General features: G+C 37.4%; 11 protein-coding genes. 8 read left to right on the forward strand and 3 right to left on the reverse strand.

From position 1 onward, the window contains the following. Window positions 1–243: 243 nt before the first annotated feature. Window positions 244–6,120 carry an AAA family ATPase gene (locus CAL6303_RS18900; RefSeq protein ID WP_015199426.1) on the reverse strand — a complete coding sequence of 1,959 codons (5,877 nt, stop codon included), beginning with the start codon at window positions 6,118–6,120 and terminating at the stop codon, window positions 244–246. Window positions 6,121–6,258: 138 nt separating this feature from the next. Here CAL6303_RS18900 and CAL6303_RS18905 point away from each other — a divergent pair, with 138 nt between their 5' ends. The 7 genes from CAL6303_RS18905 to CAL6303_RS18935 all read left to right on the forward strand — a co-directional run bounded on the left by CAL6303_RS18905 (window position 6,259) and on the right by CAL6303_RS18935 (window position 13,446). Beyond that, window positions 6,259–6,834, forward strand: a complete 576-nt coding sequence (locus CAL6303_RS18905; protein ID WP_015199427.1) for a TetR/AcrR family transcriptional regulator — start codon at window positions 6,259–6,261, stop codon at window positions 6,832–6,834. A 37-nt stretch (window positions 6,835–6,871) separates the two neighbouring features. Beyond that, the gene (locus CAL6303_RS18910; protein ID WP_015199428.1) at window positions 6,872–8,266 is read left to right on the forward strand and encodes an efflux RND transporter periplasmic adaptor subunit; all 1,395 of its coding nucleotides are present in this window, start codon (window positions 6,872–6,874) and stop codon (window positions 8,264–8,266) included. A 59-nt stretch (window positions 8,267–8,325) separates the two neighbouring features. Continuing rightward, entirely contained in the window at window positions 8,326–8,661 is a 336-nt protein-coding gene (locus CAL6303_RS18915; RefSeq protein ID WP_015199429.1) for a DUF2834 domain-containing protein, read from the forward strand. Window positions 8,662–8,685: 24 nt separating this feature from the next. Further along, complete coding sequence (gene devC / locus CAL6303_RS18920) at window positions 8,686–9,843, forward strand: ABC transporter permease DevC (protein WP_015199430.1); 1,158 nt, start codon at window positions 8,686–8,688, stop codon at window positions 9,841–9,843. Between the two features lie 185 nt (window positions 9,844–10,028). After that, window positions 10,029–10,730, forward strand: coding sequence for a DevA family ABC transporter ATP-binding protein (locus tag CAL6303_RS18925; RefSeq protein WP_015199431.1), 702 nt, complete (start codon window positions 10,029–10,031; stop codon window positions 10,728–10,730). A 144-nt stretch (window positions 10,731–10,874) separates the two neighbouring features. After that, complete coding sequence (locus CAL6303_RS18930; RefSeq protein WP_015199432.1) at window positions 10,875–12,047, forward strand: FG-GAP repeat domain-containing protein; 1,173 nt, start codon at window positions 10,875–10,877, stop codon at window positions 12,045–12,047. A gap of 217 nt (window positions 12,048–12,264) precedes the next feature. Beyond that, the gene (locus CAL6303_RS18935; RefSeq protein WP_015199433.1) at window positions 12,265–13,446 is read left to right on the forward strand and encodes an FG-GAP repeat domain-containing protein; all 1,182 of its coding nucleotides are present in this window, start codon (window positions 12,265–12,267) and stop codon (window positions 13,444–13,446) included. Window positions 13,447–13,509: 63 nt separating this feature from the next. Here CAL6303_RS18935 and CAL6303_RS18940 read toward each other — a convergent pair whose 3' ends face one another. Beyond that, window positions 13,510–14,565 (reverse strand): WD40 repeat domain-containing protein, encoded by a 1,056-nt coding sequence (locus CAL6303_RS18940; RefSeq protein ID WP_015199434.1) that lies wholly within the window; start codon window positions 14,563–14,565, stop codon window positions 13,510–13,512. A 251-nt stretch (window positions 14,566–14,816) separates the two neighbouring features. On the opposite strand from CAL6303_RS18940, the gene CAL6303_RS18945 reads away from it, so the two are divergent. After that, entirely contained in the window at window positions 14,817–15,464 is a 648-nt protein-coding gene (locus CAL6303_RS18945; RefSeq protein WP_238993836.1) for a class I SAM-dependent methyltransferase, read from the forward strand. A gap of 133 nt (window positions 15,465–15,597) precedes the next feature. Here CAL6303_RS18945 and CAL6303_RS18950 read toward each other — a convergent pair whose 3' ends face one another. Next, on the reverse strand, window positions 15,598–16,932 hold the full coding sequence (locus CAL6303_RS18950) for a tetratricopeptide repeat protein (RefSeq protein WP_015199436.1): 1,335 nt from the start codon (window positions 16,930–16,932) through the stop codon (window positions 15,598–15,600). Window positions 16,933–17,945: the final 1,013 nt, after the last annotated feature.

A 17,945-nucleotide genomic window follows, 5' to 3' on the forward strand; every position in this document is an offset into this window, starting at 1 on the left:
CAGGCTCTTGGCTATCTATGTAATATTGAACAAGAAAATTGACGCAAAAAATAAGCTAATGGTGCCTATTTTTCTGCAAAAATGTATATTTATAGTAGGGAAAAGCTTGAAAGTGTTGTTTTTATCAGGTTTTGATTTGAGTTGTCAGTGCGGCAGGGTGTGTCAAATTAGGATCATATTTGAATCTAGCGACGAGGCTTTGAGTATCGCGTACCAAAGTGATGACTTGGCGACAAATCCAGGTTAAAAAGGAAGTCTAATTAAAAATTCGGAGCCTTCTCCAAGTGTAGAATTAACATCTATTGCTCCGTGGTGTTTTTCCACAACAATTTGACGAGCGATCGCTAAACCTAATCCGGTACCTTTGCCAACGGATTTAGTTGTGAATAAGTGATCAAAAATCTTTTGTTTGACCTCTGGTGTCATTCCCTTGCCATTATCTTTAATACTAATTATTATCTGTCGTGGATTATCAGCGATTTGAGTTGTAATTATAATTAAATTAGGATTTGCCTTGATCTGTGCATAGGTATATCCAATATTAGACTCCTCTAATGCATCAATAGCATTTGCCAACAGATTCATGAAAACCTGATTTAACTGCCCAGCAAAACATTCAATGGATGGAATTTCGCCATATTGTTTAATAATTTGAATTTCGGGACGGCTATCTGAAGCTTTGAGGCGATGTTTGAGAATCATGATTGTGCTATCAATGCCATCGTGGAGATTACAAGCAACGGGACAATTACTATCTTTGCGGGAAAAAGTTCTCAAACTATTACTAATTTCACAAATCCGTTTCACACCTTCGCGCATAGAACCAACTAGATTAGGTAAATCTTCACGAATATAATCCAGATCAATAGCTATGATTTCGTTTTCAATTTCAGCTTCTGGATGTGGATATTTTTCTTGATACAAATCCACTAACCCAAACAAATCCTGAATATGTTCCAAAGCAGGCTGAATATTGCCACCAAGAAAAGCGATGGGATTATTAATTTCGTGGGCAACACCTGCTACAAGGTTTCCTAGGGCTGACATCTTTTCATTTTGTACAAGCTGAATTTGAGTTTGTTGCAATTCTTGTAAAGCGGTTTCCAGTGCTTCTGCCTTTTTTTGGCGCTCGGTTTCTGCACGTTTGCGTTCTTGGAGTGCCGCTTGCCTTTGACTAATATCGAGAATTACACCATCCCAAATTAGTTCATTATTTTCTTGCCGTTCTGGCTGCGACAGCGCTTGAATCCATTTTATTTGACCGCTGGGGGTAATAATCCGCCATTGATACTGAAATGGGGTGAGATTTTGGGCTGAATTGAGTATAGCTTCATCGATTTTTGTTACATCTTCAGGATGCTCAAAAGAACGGATACTTCTTCCAGTAGATATTAGTTCTTCGGCTGTTACTTCATATAATTCATAGCAACCAGAACTGATATAGGACATGGAGAAAGAGCCATTTTGATTCAAACGTAATTGGTAAATTACTCCAGGAATATTATCCGCCAGCTTTTGGAAACGAGCTTCGCTAGCGTTGAGGGCTTCTAGGGATTGTTCCAATTGTTTTCCGTAGTTTTGTGCCTGTTGATACGTTCGTGCATTTTCTAATGCGATCGCTGCTTGAGTACAAATTAGGTTTAGAAGTTCTAAGCGATCGCTTGTAAACGCCCCAGTTGTCAGGCTATTCTCTAAGTATAAAATTCCAACTAATTTACCTTGATTCAAAATTGGCGTACAAAGCACACTCTTGGGGCGTTGATGTAGAACGTAAGGATCAACCGCAAGATTGGCATGTGCCACAGCATTGAAAATCACAGATGCTTTGAGGGAATGCTTAACTGAATTAATTAGGGATATTGGTAAATATTGACCTAATTGCATCGGTATCGATTGTAAGACAATTGGGGATTGTCCTAGTTGACAAATTCCCTCAATCACCCATTGTTCGTTTTTGGGTAACAACAACACACACTTATCAGCCCCAGCATTTTCCAACAGAACTTCCAGCAGGGCAATAAGTAGTTTGTCTAACTCAATTTCCCTCGATAGGGTTTGAGAAGCTTTAATAATTGTTGCTAAGTCTAATGTTTCTGAGATGCTATTGATACCAAGTGTAGCAGCTTTGCTGCTGTGAAAGGAAGCAATTGGGATGATCTCATTTGCATTAAGTGATTGTTGCTGCTTTTGTAAAATCGGCGCTAGTAATTGTGGATAACGCTGTTCTAAATCCTCAATTTTGACTTTTGCACCCCAATGAACATAACAGTAGTAAGCATCAATAATATAAGATTGGGCAATTCTTTCTTTACCCCATGTCAAATAAAATTTTGCTGCAAGTTCATTAGCCAGGGCTTCATCTTGAATGTATTTGTTTTCTTGAGCTAATCGGATAGCGCGATCATAATATTCGATTGCTTCTTGATAATTAGCTAATAGTTGATGATATTCTGCCTCAACTAAATAAAACTTATGGAGATGATTCATCGGTGCAGAATTAGACCATTGTTTTAGCTGTCTTTGGTTAGTAACTACTTTCTTTAAATAGTTATTTTTTTCTTGTTTTGTTTCTGCATATGTATATAATTGTAAAGACAATAAAGAATTATAAAAATTGAATAGTGGTATAGTAAAAGCTGCTGGCATTATATCGGCATAGGATTCAACTAACGATGCATAAAATGCAGCTTGCTGATATTTTCCTAGCAAGTAGGAAATAACAGTTTTGTGATAATAAAGGTGATAAATAGCTGCACGATTATGAAGTGTTTTGAGTAAGGGTAATGACTCGTTTTCGTCATATATATCTCCCACCAATTGACAAGGATCGTCAGAATGCCCTAATAAATTTAAAACTGTTTGTTGACAAATTTCAAGAGAAGTTAAAGCTCCTTGCTGTTTGAGTTCCTCAACTGCCTGTCTATAAATATCCATTTCCGATGCTAAAGCAACTAACTCTTTTCCGACAAAATAAGCGTGACAACAGTACATTTGAGCGTTTAATGCACTACTTTCTAAATCTCCATGTGCTAAACCAACTTGATATGCTTCCAAAAAGAAAGGTAGGGATGCACTCAAAGGCGATTTCCAATGATGAATGTGAGAATAAACAATAAAATATGTGCGGCATTTATAGAAATCGCCTTGAAAGCGATCGATAATATTTAAAGCCAACTCACCAAATTTGTACCCAGCATCTAAATCACCAACTATTCCACAAAGTACTAAACCATAATCTGCATAGGAAAAAGCAGAAATTGGGCAATTACCTTCAGCAATTATAAAAATAATCTGCTTAAAAATTAGTAATGGCATTAAACTTGGAAAAGCCTGGTAGGCTGATGGTGTCAATTGCGTGAGAATCCTCATTGCTGCCAATTTGATGGGGTCACTCATTTCTTTTGCCCCCAGCAAGCTAGGAATAGAAATCTCTTTCCACGCTAATAAGGTTTCTGTTAATGCTTCTCCAATATCTTCGGAAGTTGGTTGTTTAGAAAATTCGACATCTAATAATTTCAATAATTCTAATCCAACTTCAATTGATTCTCTAAGTTGGCTTTTAGCTTTAATAGCTAAGATTTTAGTTTCATAAACCTTAATTTTATCAATTAAAGTCTTTGCTTGAGATAGAACAATTTCTATCATTTCTTCCATTAGCTGATAATCTGCATTTAAATATGCAATTTCTACAGCTTCTTCATACAACTTAAGAGTTAAGTCATAATGAGAGTTCCAACTATCAAATGGTAATAATTCAATACAGATTGCTAGGTAGTTACTTGCTGCACTATAAGCTGTTGCGGCTTTAGCCTTACGTACCGCAGTCAAGTTTAAAATAATTAGTTGCTCTCGCTCAGATTCTTGATTAATTAAAGCCCGTCCAATGTTTAATTGATTAACAATTTCAAAAATATTTTCCTGGCAATTTTCTGGAGAGTTGTTTTCTATGATTAATTGTCCAATTTTTAAATGAGTTGCTGGTTTTTCTTCCTCTGGAATCAGAGAATAAGCTGCTTGTTGTACACGATCATATAAAAATTTATATTCACAATCCTCAAAAATAAAAATATTGTCTAATTTGTTATTATCCTGGACAATATTAGATTGAGAAAATTTAGAGGCTTCGTTTCTAGGCAAAATAAAACCTTCTTTTAAAGCTTGCCAGAGATCATTAGCTGTGTCAATTTGCGATTTTTCAGTAATAATTGATAATATTTTCAACTTAAAAGAGGTACCAATACAGGCGGCTAATTTTAAACTATTCTGAGTTGATTGAGGAAGGTTTTTTAATTGAGTTACGATGAGATCAACTACATCATCATTTAAGTCTAATGTGTAAATTTGATTAATGTCGAATTCCCAAGCTTTGGCATCCATATTAAATGTAATTGATCCATTTTCCTTGAGAGATTTGAGAAACTGATTATTGAAAAATGGGTTGCCTTGGGTTTTTTGATATATGAATTTAGTTAAATCTAAGCTTTCTTCTAAAGTGCATTTAAGGGCATCAGCTATTAGACGATTATTGTCGGAAACACTCAAAGGCAATAAAGTAATAGTATTAATAGTTATGCCAGCATTTTTAATTTCATTTAAAGTGCAAATTAACGGATGATTACTAGATACTTCATTATTTCTAAAAGCTCCGATGATAAATAGATATCCTGGAGTGATTTCGGTGGTTAAAAGTTTGATTAAATTTAAAGATGTTGAATCTGCCCATTGTAGATCATCGAAAAAAATTGTCAGTGGATGTTCCTTTCTTGTAAAGATAGCAATCAACTTTTGAAAGAGCAAATTCAACCGATTTTGGGCAGCATTCGTTGAAAGTTGGGGAACTATAGGTTGTGATCCGATAATTTGTTCTAGTTCGGGAATTACTTCGATAATTACCTGTCCATTGTTGCCGATAGCTGATAGTATTTGACTCTTCCAATACTCAATTTTGCTATCACTTTCACTTAACAATTGCCTCATTAAATCTCGTAAGGCTTGAACAAAAGCAGATAGAGGAATATTGTGATTAAATTGGTCAAATTTCCCTTGGACAAAGTAGCCTTGCTGTTGGATGATAGGCTTATGAATTTCATTAACAATTGCTGTTTTCCCAATACCTGAAAAACCAGCAACTAGCATAATTTCTGTCGCACCGCAGGTAACACGCTCAAATGCTGTTAATAATGTCGCTATTTCTGCTTCCCGTCCATATAGCTTATCTGAAATGATAAAGCGATCGCATAAATCCCACTGCGCGATTTTAAAGTCTTCTATTTTACCTGCTTCTTTGATCTGAGATAGGCAATTTTCTAAATCGCATTTTAGCCCTAAAGCGCTCTGGTAACGATCTTCGGCGTTTTTTGCCATCAATTTCATGATGATGTCCCACAAAACTTGAGGAATTTCGCCGTTATGTGCTGTGTGTGGTGGTTGTTTTGCAATATGACAATGGACTAATTGCAAGGGATCATCTGACTGAAATGGTAATCCTCCGGTGAGTAATTCGTAAAAAGTGACCCCAAGGGAATAAAAATCAGTTCGGTAATCAATCCCGCGATTCATTCTTCCTGTTTGTTCTGGAGATAAATACTCTAGTGTTCCTTCCAACCCATGGGGATTCGTTGGTATTTGAGTTTCCCGTGGTAGCAATGATGCAATACTAAAGTCAATTAATTTAATTTTTTTTGTATCTGGATTAATTAATATATTCGCTGGTTTGATATCTTTATGGATAATGTTGTGGCGGTAGAGAATATCTAAAGCGTCGGTGAGTGCGATCGCTATTTGCAGAAAATCAACTAAATTGGCTGATATTTTCTCTTTCCCTTCCCATTGATTCAGGGAAATTCCCCCGAAATCTTCCATTATTAATATGTAGCTATTTTTATATGTTTCTAAACTGTATGTTTGCAGAATTAGGGATGAGTTGATATTTTTAGCGATGGTATACTGATTGCGAAATTGTACCAGTTCGCTGAAAGTCGGATAAGGATTTTTCAATAATTTGATTGCCACAGGTAATGAGTCACTTTCTCGATACCCGCGATAAACTATGGTTTTACAACCGTTATATATCTGTTTGTCAACTTGATATCCAGGAATATTGACTTGAGTGGTAAGCATATTGATGAATGTTTAAACCTTTCGCATCTATTGTTCCCAAATTGAGGCAGGGATTTACGGACTGATTTTGCAACTATTGACTTATCTGCACTAATCTGTAACATTATAAAATAACGAGCGTTCAATAAAAACAGTGCTGTGCCAAAAATAGTAGATCATAAGCAGTATCGCAAAGAATTACTCGCCAAATCCTTCAACATATTCGCCGAGAGGGGATATGGTGCAGTCACGATGCGCCATCTTTCTCAAGGGTTAGGGGTTTCTACAGGAACCTTATACCACTATTTTCCTAGCAAAAGGGCTTTATTCGAGCAGTTAGTCGAGGAGGAGACAACTAGGGATATTTTAATAGTATCTGCTGAGTTTAAAGAAATCGAAGGAATAGAAAATAAACTCAATTTTGTGGGTAGATATTTAACTGAAAACCAAGATTACCAAGTTAAATGGATGTATATCATGGTTGATTTCTTCCAAACCCAAGATGCAGAGGAAGTTAGGCAGAATGATTTTTGGGAGCGGCTTTTACAAAGATTTGTTTTGTTGGTTTATGACTTATTAGGCGTGGAAGATTTAATATTAGCAAATTTTGTAATTTCATTTATTGATGGCATCATTATTGAAAAAATATTAGCTAACGAAATGGTTGATTTTAATGAACAATGTCAACTTTTGGGAAAAATGTTGAGTTTATATGTGAATAACTTAAAAAAGTAATCCAAAAATCATTCAAAATCTATCTAGGGGAATCTTGATGACATTAAATTTATTTACAAAACCCGGAAATAAACAAATGATTGCTCTAATTATTGGGGCAATAGTAATTACTGGGGGAGTTATTTATTATGGGGTTTCGCAGTTTGGCATCATCGGCAAAGCTACATCTCCAAAAGCAGAAACCCTGCCAGAAATCAAAAAGGTGACAGCTTTGGGACGGTTGGAACCGGAAATGAAGGTAATTCAACTATCTGCACCCAGCAACTTGGATGGCGATCGCGTGCTGGCTGTAATGGTTGCTGAAGGTGATAAGGTGAGTAAAGGGCAAATTATTGCGGTTCTGGATTCACGCGATCGCTTACGGGATGCAGCCCTAGTTGCCGAAAAACAGGTTGCCATGGCAAAGGCAAAACTCGCCCAAGTCAAAGCTGGTGCTAAAACTGGGGATATTCGGGCACAGCAGGCAGCAGTGGGACGTTTTCAGGCGCAAACTCAAGGTGATAAAATTGGGCAGCAAGAAACTATCGCTCGTCTCCAAGCACAGTGGCAAGGGGATAGAGTTGGGCAGCAGGAAGTAATTGATAGATTGGCGGCACAGCTAGTGGGAGATCGAGATGCACAATTAGCGACAATTGGCAAGCTTTCCGCTGAATTAAAAAACGCCGAAGCTGAATATGAGCGTTACCGACAGTTATCCCAACAGGGTGCGATTTCCGCTTCCCTCTTTGATAGTAAGGGGTTGAGTGTGGAAACAGCCCGTCAGCAGTTGAGTGAGGCAAAAGCGATTTTGACACGAATTGAGGCGACGGGAAATAAACAAATAAGTGAAGCCAGAACAGTATTAACTCGGATTGATGCCACTAATTCCAAGCAAATAAGTGAAGCCAAGATTGCCCTAAGTCGTATCAATGCCACAGGTGGAAAACAAGTAACTGAAGCTAAAGCCACATTAAGTAGTATTGCTGAAGTTCGGAATGTAGATATCACGGTAGCACAAGCCGAAATTGAAAATGCTACTGCATCTTGGCAGCAAGCTAAGACTGAAGCCGAAGAAGCATATATTCGCGCCCCTATGGCAGGACAAATCCTCAAAATTCATAGTCGCCCTGGTGAGAAGATTTCGGATGATGGCATTGCCGAAATGGCACAGAATCAGCAAATGCTAGCTGTTGCAGAGGTATATCAAAGTGATATCGCCAAGGTGAAATTGGGACAAAAGGCAATAATCACTGGACAAGCATTCACAGGGGAAGTCAAAGGGACAGTATCACAAATTGGATTACAGGTGAACCGTCAAAATACCTTTGCTAACCAACCTGGTGAAAACATGGATAGAAGGGTTATCGAAGTCAAAATCTTGATAAATCAGGAGGATGTGAATCGTGTATCTGGGTTAACTAATTTACAAGTACAAACTGCAATTGAATTATAGATCTTTTGCTTTTATTTATAACGGATGTTTGTTTTAGAAAATTCCAAGGAGACAATTACATGCTGCAATTAACCTACTTTTTACTTTGCCTTCTCGGATTTACTCTGCCAATATCACAATTTATTCCCTTCCTTGTGGAACATGGATTAAATCTGGAACTTTTCATCCATCAATTATTTATTAATCGAATATCTACATTTTTTGGTATGGATGTATTTGTTTCCGCAGTTGTTGTCATAGTTATGATATTTGCCGAAGGTACAAGAATCCAAATGCGAAACTTATGGATTCCTATACTTTGTTTAGTAGTAGGAATTTCTTTTAGTCTTCCCGTATTCTTATTAATGCGGCAAAAACATCTTCATCATCAACAAAGCATCATCACTCCTATCTAATTATCTTATTTCTCTTCCTATATTATGCCACCGAAAATATTCAAGAAAACACCGCTTGCATGGCGACAACTAATGAAGGAGAAAACTCGCCTCTTGGTTGCCGTTGCAGGTATTGCCTTCGCTGACATTTTAATGCTGCTCCAAATGGGCTTTGAGAGTGCATTATATGATGCTTCAATTTTGCCTCACCGTCAATTAAATGCCGATTTGGTGTTAATTGATCCTTACATGCAAACCCTTTTTGCCGTGAAAAGTTTTCCCCGTGAACGGTTATATCAAACTTTGGCATCTGAGGGGGTTGTTTCTACTACTCCTGTTTATATTGCCTCTGGACAATGGCGCAATCCAGAAACCCGTTTGGAAAGAACTATTTTAGTTTGGGGTGTAGATCCGCTGCTGAAGACTTTCAAAATGCCAGAGGTCAATCAGAATTTGGGTCAAATAAAACAATTGAATACCGTGTTATTTGATATTGCTGGCAGACCAGATTATGGAGTAACTAAGGAGAATTTTTTAACTTTTGAAACTGAATTGAATAGTAAATCTGTAAATGTTGAAGGTCTGTTTATTAATGGGGCTTCTTTTGCCGCAGATGGAAATATAATTACTAGTGATTCCACTTTTTTGAACCTTTTTGCTGATAGAAAATCGGAAAAAATTGAGTTGGGTTTAATTAATTTACAGCCGGGAAGCGATGTTAAAAGGATACAAAAACAACTGATCGCAAATCTACCAAAAGATGTTTCGGTGTTGACGACTGAAGAGTTTGCTCAAATTGAAAAAACCTATTGGGCGAATAGTACTGCTATTGGTTTTATTTTTGGTATTGGTGTTGGTGTGGGTTTTATTGTGGGGATTGTGATTGTTTATCAGATTCTCTATTCTGATGTTTCTGATCATTTACCTGAATATGCCACTTTGAAGGCGATGGGATATACCGATGGCTATTTGTTTGGGGTGCTGATGCAGGAGGCTTTGTTGTTGGCTGTGTTGGGTTATATTCCTAGTTTTTTTGTGGTGTCTGGTTTGTATGTTTTGGCGGCGAATGCCACGATGTTGCCGATTGTGATGACGGCTGAAAGGGCTGTGACGGTGTTTGTGATGACGATTGTGATGTGTAGCATTTCGGGGTTTGTGGCGATGGGTAAGTTGAGGAGTGCTGATCCTGCTGATATTTTTTGATGGGAAATTAATATAAGAGTTTTAACGCAGAGTTTCGCAGTAGACGCTTTGCGGCTTGCCGTAGGCTGGGAAGCGCAGAGGTAGCAGAGAAGAAGAGAGAAGAGAGAAAGAGAAAGAGAAGAGGGAAATACAAGAGGGAAATACAAGAGGGAAATACAAGAGAGGAATAAAAAGGGGGTCAATATATGGCGGTTATTTCTATTAGTAATCTCAATCACTATTTTGGGGAGGGAGGTTTAAGAAAGCAGGCTTTGTCTGATATCAATTTGCAGATTCAGGCGGGGGAAATTATTATTATGACTGGTCCTTCGGGTTCGGGTAAAACTACTTTATTGACTTTGATGGGTGGTTTGCGTTCAGCGCAGGAGGGCAGTTTAAATATTTTAGGTCAGGAAATTTGTGGTGCGAATAAAAGGGAGTTAACGCAACTTCGTCGCAATATTGGTTATATTTTTCAGGCGCACAATTTGATGATGTTTTTGACTGCTAAGGAAAATGTGCGGATGTCTTTGGAGTTGCATGAGGAGTTTTTACACCAGGATTTAAATGCCGTTGCTGTGGAAATTTTGGAACATGTTGGATTAGGTGAACGTGTTGATTATTACCCAGAAAATTTGTCGGGGGGACAACGACAGCGGGTAGCGATTGCCCGTGCTTTGGTAAGTCGTCCCAAGATTGTCTTGGCTGATGAACCGACAGCAGCTTTGGATAAAAAGTCGGGAAGGGATGTGGTGGAGTTGATGCAGAAGTTGGCAAAGGAACAAGGTTGTACTATTTTGTTGGTGACTCACGATAATCGAATACTGGATATTGCTGATCGAATTGTTTATATGGAGGACGGTAGACTTGTCAGCAATGATGTGGATTTGATGACTAAAATGAGCTAGTTTTGTTTATTTTAATCAATGTTACTAGTTAACTAATTAAATTTAGAAAAAAGTCCCAAAAACATTGTAGATGTTATTAACTAACAAATCTAGTTGCAAATAGGTTGTAAAAAGGTTGATGAACATTGTCAATGAACAAAAACTATGTTTGAATCAAACAAATCTTCAGAGCTTTCTACGGATGCAAGACAATCTGCTTATGTTCAAAGTTCTGGTGGTTTTACAGATAAATTAGATACGACTTCTAGTATCAGTAAATCATCTTTATTTAGTGCTAATCCTAATCCTAATCCTTATGTAACTAGTGCTGCTATTAATCCAGATTTTAATGGTGACGGCAAAACTGACAAGATTTGGTTTAATACTCAAACTGGCGAAACTGCAATTTGGTTGATGGATGGTGGCAATCCTAATGGTGTGATGCTTCCACAAAGCGCTGCTGAGTGGGATATGAAAATTGCTGATGTCAATGGTGATAACAAAACCGATTTATTTTGGCGTAACAAAAACTCAGGTGAATTAGTTGTTTGGGTGATGGATGGCGCAAATATTGTTTCCCAAACTAGTGTAGCAACTCTAGATAAAGCCTGGGATTTTAGTATCGCGGATACAAATGGCGATCGCAAAACTGATCTAGTGTGGAATAATAAGCAAACTGGTGATAATGCTGTTTGGTTGATGGATGGTGGCACTATTACCTCTGCTGAAATGCTCACCAAGACTGATTCTAATTGGACTTCCCGCGCTGGCGATTTTAACCGCGATGGTAAGACTGATTTGCTATGGCACAATAAGAGTACTGGTGAAAATGCTATCTGGTACATGGATGGAACCAAAGTTAATGGTGCCGGGTTACAAAGCTTTGGTGCTGGTTGGGATTTGACTTCCGGTGACTTTGATGGCGATTTGAAGACTGATGTTTTATGGCACAATAACCAAACTGGTGAAAACAAGTTGTGGACATTTGATATTACTGGTGCTGCTGTTCAGTCAGATTTGGCAACTATGGGTGCTGGCTCGAAGTACAGTATTGCAGATTTTGATGGTAACGGTAAAACTGATATTATCTGGCGTGATGAAAGCACCGGAACAAACAAGGTTTGGTTGATGAATGGTGCTACTGTTACTGAGCAAGATGTACCCCAACTAGGATCAAATTGGAAGTATAGTGTTGGTGATTTTGATGGTAACGGCAGAGCAGATATATTCTGGAATAATGCTGACACAGGTGAGAACATGATCTGGTCTGTTGATGATCAAGGAAATCCCATCAGCACTAATACTGTTACTACTCCTAAGGGATGGATAACATACTAATAAGTTCCAGCTTTCATGAAATATGAGTGAGATAGATCCTCGGTTTATTTTAAATCGAGGATCTATCAATATTTCTCACTACTTAAAACATTTAATTTTGATATAAAAATAATATGTATATAAGATACATTTCAGGATAAATTGTTTGTTATTTTAGAACAGATTTAATTATCAGAAAAGATAAAATTTTGATAAATGTTAGGAATAAGTAAACATCATGTTTGCATCAGAAAACCCCTTGAATGTTGCAGTTACAAATAATTCATCCAACTATCTTCATTCGTCTCCACATAGTCAAAATGATTTAAACACATTATCCGATTTTGGACGCGCATCAGAACAAGCAGCACTTCCTGCTAGTAATCCTAATCCTAATCCGATGTTTAGTAGTCCTTCAACTTATGCAGATTTTAACGGTGACGGAAGAAATGATAAAATTTGGCGAAATTCACAAACTGGAGAATTAGCCATTTGGCTAATGGATGGAACTAATGTAAATGGGACTATATTACCTCAAGTTAGTTCTGATTGGAATTTTCAGCTAGGTGATTTTAATCGTGATGGTAAAAGCGATCTTTTTTGGCGCAATCAAAAAACAGGAGAAAATGTTGTTTGGTTAATTGATGGAACTAATGTTTTTTCCACTGTAAATTTGGAAAAAATTGATGGTAATTGGAGTTCTACTATTACTGATTTCAACGGTGATGGCAAAAGTGATATTTTTTGGCGCAATAACACCACTGGAGAAAATGCAACTTGGTTAATCGATGGCACAAAAGTAACTACTGCTGCCTATTTAACGCAAACTGATTTATCTTGGTCTTTTACAACTGCTGATTTCAACCGTGATGGCAAAACTGACTTATTTTGGCGGAATAATAGCACGGGAGAAACTGCCTCTTGGATTATGGATAGTACACAAATTAATGCTTCTTTCCTACAGAAAGTTGATACTTTTTGGAACTACACTACTGGGGATTTTAATGGTGATCAGAGAACAGATATTTTGTGGAGAAATGAAGAAACAGGAGAAAATACTGTTTGGTTGATGAATGGAACTTTCATCTTCGGAGGAACATTAGGTAATGTGAGTTCTGATTGGAAAGCAACAATTAGCGATTTCAACGGAGATGGGAAGACTGATATCTTCTGGAGAAATGAAAAAACTGGCGAAAATAATGCTTGGTTGATGGATGGTACCAGTGTTTCAACTTCTGCATTTTTACCAAAAACTGATGCTGCTTTAGAGTATAGTATTGGTGATTTAAATAATGACGGCAAGACTGATATTTTCTGGCGTAATAGACAAACTGGTGAGAATTTTGCTTGGTTTGTGAATGATACTACAGCTTCCAGTAGTTCGATAATTACTGTTTCTAAGGAATGGGAGTTGATTTAGATAATAGTAGTTGGGATATAATATTGTGGGCGCAAACAATCGCGCCCAGTGTAATCTTATGGCTTATTTAGGTAGCTGCCAAACTTTAATGGATTTATCACCACTACCACTATATACAGTTGTGCGATCGCGTGTGAAGACAAAAGCATATATTCCCCCTGCATGTCCCTGTAAAGATATTAATGGTTTTGCCGTTTTAATGTCGTAAATCATTGCCTGTTGATTCAAACCACTGGCAAAGAATGTTTTTCCATCTGGACTAATAACTAAACTATCGACACCGGGACTATTTACAGATGTATTATAATTTAGTTTACTTGTTTTTAAATTCCAAGCTTTGAGGTTTTTCCCATCAGTCTGTTGTAATGGAGTAGATTGAAAATCATCATTATAACCACCACTCATCAATGTTTCTCCATCTGGGGTGACTGCTAGCGATAAACTAGCAGATGCAGGGAGAGAAGATTGTTTATTTACTGGTGGTAAAAAAGTTTGAAGTTGCTTAACTGTAGCAATATCCCAAACACGAACTTTGCCCTTTGCTTCACCGCCGCTGAATAATTTTTTTCCATCTAGACTAATTGCTAAAACTCTTGCTTCTGCTTTTAAAATTAGCGGAACTTTGCCTGTTTTTATATCCCAAAAACGAATTATTTTATCTTCACTGCTACTCATTAATCTGCTTCCATCTGGAGTGATAACAAATGATGAAATATTACTTTTAGGCACCACTAGATTTCTGATAATTTTTCCAGTTCTACTATCCCAAAATTTAATTGTTTGGTTGTCGCAACTAGCCACTATTGTTCCATCTGGAGTAAAAGCTAAATATTTAATTGCTTCTACATGTCCAGTTAAATCAAATAGTTTTTTTCCTGTTTTTACATCCCATAACTTGATGATTTTATTGTCATCACCACTAGCAAGTATTTCTTGATTTGGAGAAAGTGCTAATGCACGAACTGGTGCGGTATGTCCTGATAATGTCAGCTTGGCTTTGGTAATAATTTTTATCTGCTTTGATGTATCTGCAATCGTGGAAAGTTGAGTAATACTGAAACATGCTGAAAAGCTGAATACTCCAACAGCAAGACTTTTGAGTAAAGTAGATGACTGCATTGAAGGTAATACAAGTAATTTTTGATATTGTATACTGAGTCAAAAATATAAAGTGAATCCAATTTCAGATCAAGTGCCCAAATGCCCAAATTCTTGACAACGACTTTGCAAAGATCACAGAATATTTCTTAAATATCGGAAATCTAATTTTGATTGTGATTAAAAAACTGTTGATTTCAATTTTGTTTTTCTGCTACTGCTGGCTTTTACCAGTTGGAGAAACAAACCTCCGTTGTGTTGAAGCCTCTACCATCCAAGAAACATTTTATCAACAGCGCACGATTCACAACCCCGATGGGATTGGCAAATTTTATATGGGAAGGGAAATTGCCCATGTTATGGGACATACTGGAGCAATGTGGTTAGAACGTCCTAGTCGAGAAGTTGAGGAAAAACCTAGTAAAATTGTTGACGCTTTGCACTTGCAACCTGATGATGTTGTTGCTGATATTGGTGCAGGTACAGGTTATCTGAGTTTTCTGATTGCTCCCACACTAACACAGGGTAAGGTTTTGGCTGTAGATATTCAACCAGAGATGCTAGATATTATTGAGTTTTTTAAGCAAGAAAAGCAAATAAATAATGTTGAACCGATTTTAGCAAGCATTAGTAACCCTAATTTACCTGCTACAAGTGTGGATTTGGCAATTATGGTGGATGCATATCACGAATTTGAATATCCCCGCGAGATGATGGAGGGGATTTTTCAGGGGTTGAAACCTGGGGGTAGAGTGGCTTTGGTGGAATATCGAGGAGAAAATCCATTTATTGCCATTAAGGGACTGCACAAAATGACACAGAAGCAAGTGAAGCAAGAAATGCAAGCGGTTGGTTTACAGTGGCAAGAGACTCAGAGATTGCTACCGCAGCAGCATTTAATGATTTTTGCAAAGGAGTAAATTTCAGCCTGTATTTTTCTTTCCCCTCGGAAAAAATATTTCCAACAATTAAATATGCATTACCCAGAAATTATGCTTGGGGGAACAATCGTGCTCCTAACGGAGAAGCAACTACGATATGGTAGGCTATCTCTCATAGTTCCATACCTAATTTATGTATGGTATTTAGCATTTTTTCAGCGTGACTGTCATCACCTAATTGTTTGTAAATTTTATAGGCATTACGGTAATTATAAGCAGCTTCACAGCGCTGGTTTTGCTTTGCGAAAATTGTTGCCATTCCCAGTAAAGCCTTCACTTCTTCTGTGGGGGTTTGCATTTCTTGGGCTAAAACTACAGCCGAGCGGAAAAAACCTATAGCTTGAGGGTATGATTTTTGAACGTAGTAAATAGTACCAATTTTCAAAAATAATTGTTGCTGACTTTGTTTTGCGCCCAATTGTTGAAGAATTTTTAGTGATTGTTGATAATATAATAAAGCTTGGTCTGGCTTACCCAAATGCTCGTATGCGATCGCTACTCGTGATAAAGCCGCAGCCTCACTGAACCTATTGCCAATTTCCCGACTAAGACTCAAAGATTCCAAGTTATATTTAATTGCCTGTTCTAGTTGTTGAGTTTGCAGACAAACATCACTCAATCCCTGTAAAATCGCACTCCTGATTCTTTTTTCGGCGATTTCTTGCGAAATTTTCAAAGCTTCTAAAAATAGCTTCCTAGCTTCGTCATACTCATTTACCCCTTTGTAAATCTGAGCTAGGTTATGTAGATTGATAATTATCAAACCTCTATCATACAACCTTTGGGCGATGGCTTGCGATTGGTGGCAAAAATCACTAGCCTTTTGCCAATTCTGCAAATGTACATGTATAGAACCAAGATTGGCTAAGGAATTACCCTGTGCTTTGACATCTTCCAATTCCAAAGCTATGAGTAACGATCTGTGTTCATAATCAAGGGCTTTTTGGTAATCTCCTAAAAACTGGTAAGTACTACCTAAAGATAGCAAAGCACTTTGTTTCCAGCTTTTTTCGTTAATCTCATCACTAATTGCTAGCTGATTCTGGAAACACGCGATCGCTTGATCGTATTGTCCTATATTTTGGTAGTTTATCCCCTGTCCCCAAAATGCCGCAATCTGTAAAATCCGATTTCCAGTTTCGCGGGTAATTTGCGCTAACTCGCAGAAGCAATCAATCGACTCGCGGAAAGCATTCAAATTTAGGTGACAACTGGCAATATTATAGAGAGCAAACTCCTGCCACTCCTTCGCTGTTATCTCTCTAGAAACCACTAAAAGCTGTTTATAGTAATCCAAAGCTGCCGCAAACTCAAATAATTTTTCATGAGTAATTGCTAACTGATTCAAGCAATTTAGATTTTGAGGATATACTGAGAGATTTTTGAGATTTTTAGCTAGTTTACTACGTAATTCGTTAACTAAATATTCCTGTGAATTTGTATTCATAAGAGTTCTTATTTTATAAATTTATTTTTTTGTGTATATTCTGCAACCTAAATTCATGCTTTCATCGCTATACAACCAATAACCACTAAAAGTATAAATAGCAGTTTAATAGATGCTAAACAAGGGCTTGTGTTCTTGATAACTTTTATTGCGTTTATTTAAGATAAGCAATGAATGTTTGCAGAAACTTAAAATTGAGCAGCCTAATTCAGCAGTTTATTACCAGCTTGTAATGAAGCGAAAGCAGAAAATTTCACAGAGGTTAAGCAGCTAGACAAAATTAAATTCATTGGTAGTAACTCTTAATGGGGAACAACAGAACAATATGTACAATTTTTTCGGGCTACAAATAACCCGAATACAAACAAATGCAACCTAGTTTGAGTAAATAGTTGAAATCAAAGAAAAGATTATAGTATAAATTTACTCACCAAGATTATGAGATGTAGCGAAAGCAGAGAAGCTTCCTCATCGTTCAGCCGCAACACTTGGGATCTTAAAGATACATCCCAAATCATAGTACCCATTTTCCATCAAGAGTTAGAGGGGCACCTCCCCTCACCTATTGAATTAATTTATACTTTAAATCCAGAATTTAATTAGCCGCAAAATATTCAGTATATTCAACAATAAAATAAATAATTTAAATACAAAATCAGCAGGCGCAAAGGGGGATCTACGACGATTTTGATTTTGTACAGAGATGTATGTTTGCGGGGAGGGAGTAATAAGGAGTCAAATCATGTTCCCTCCTCGCAAGCCTACGGTGTACACACAAGTACTCTCAGCATACGTTTCAGGGATTTCAACCCCCTTAAATTGTCCGAAGCGAGGAGGAACGACGTTGCTTGCATCCCGCAGGGTAGCAATCGCAAGGTGCTGGGATTGCTTCGCTTCGCTCGCAATGACAGGTTTTGAGCGATTTTATCTGAGTTTAAAACTCCCTTCCAGGTAGGATTTTAAGACTTCTGTGTACACCGTAGCCTCGCAAGCGGGGAGGGTACTCAAAGAGA

This window comes from Calothrix sp. PCC 6303 (assembly GCF_000317435.1).
Taxonomy (GTDB): Bacteria; Cyanobacteriota; Cyanobacteriia; order Cyanobacteriales; family Nostocaceae; genus PCC-6303.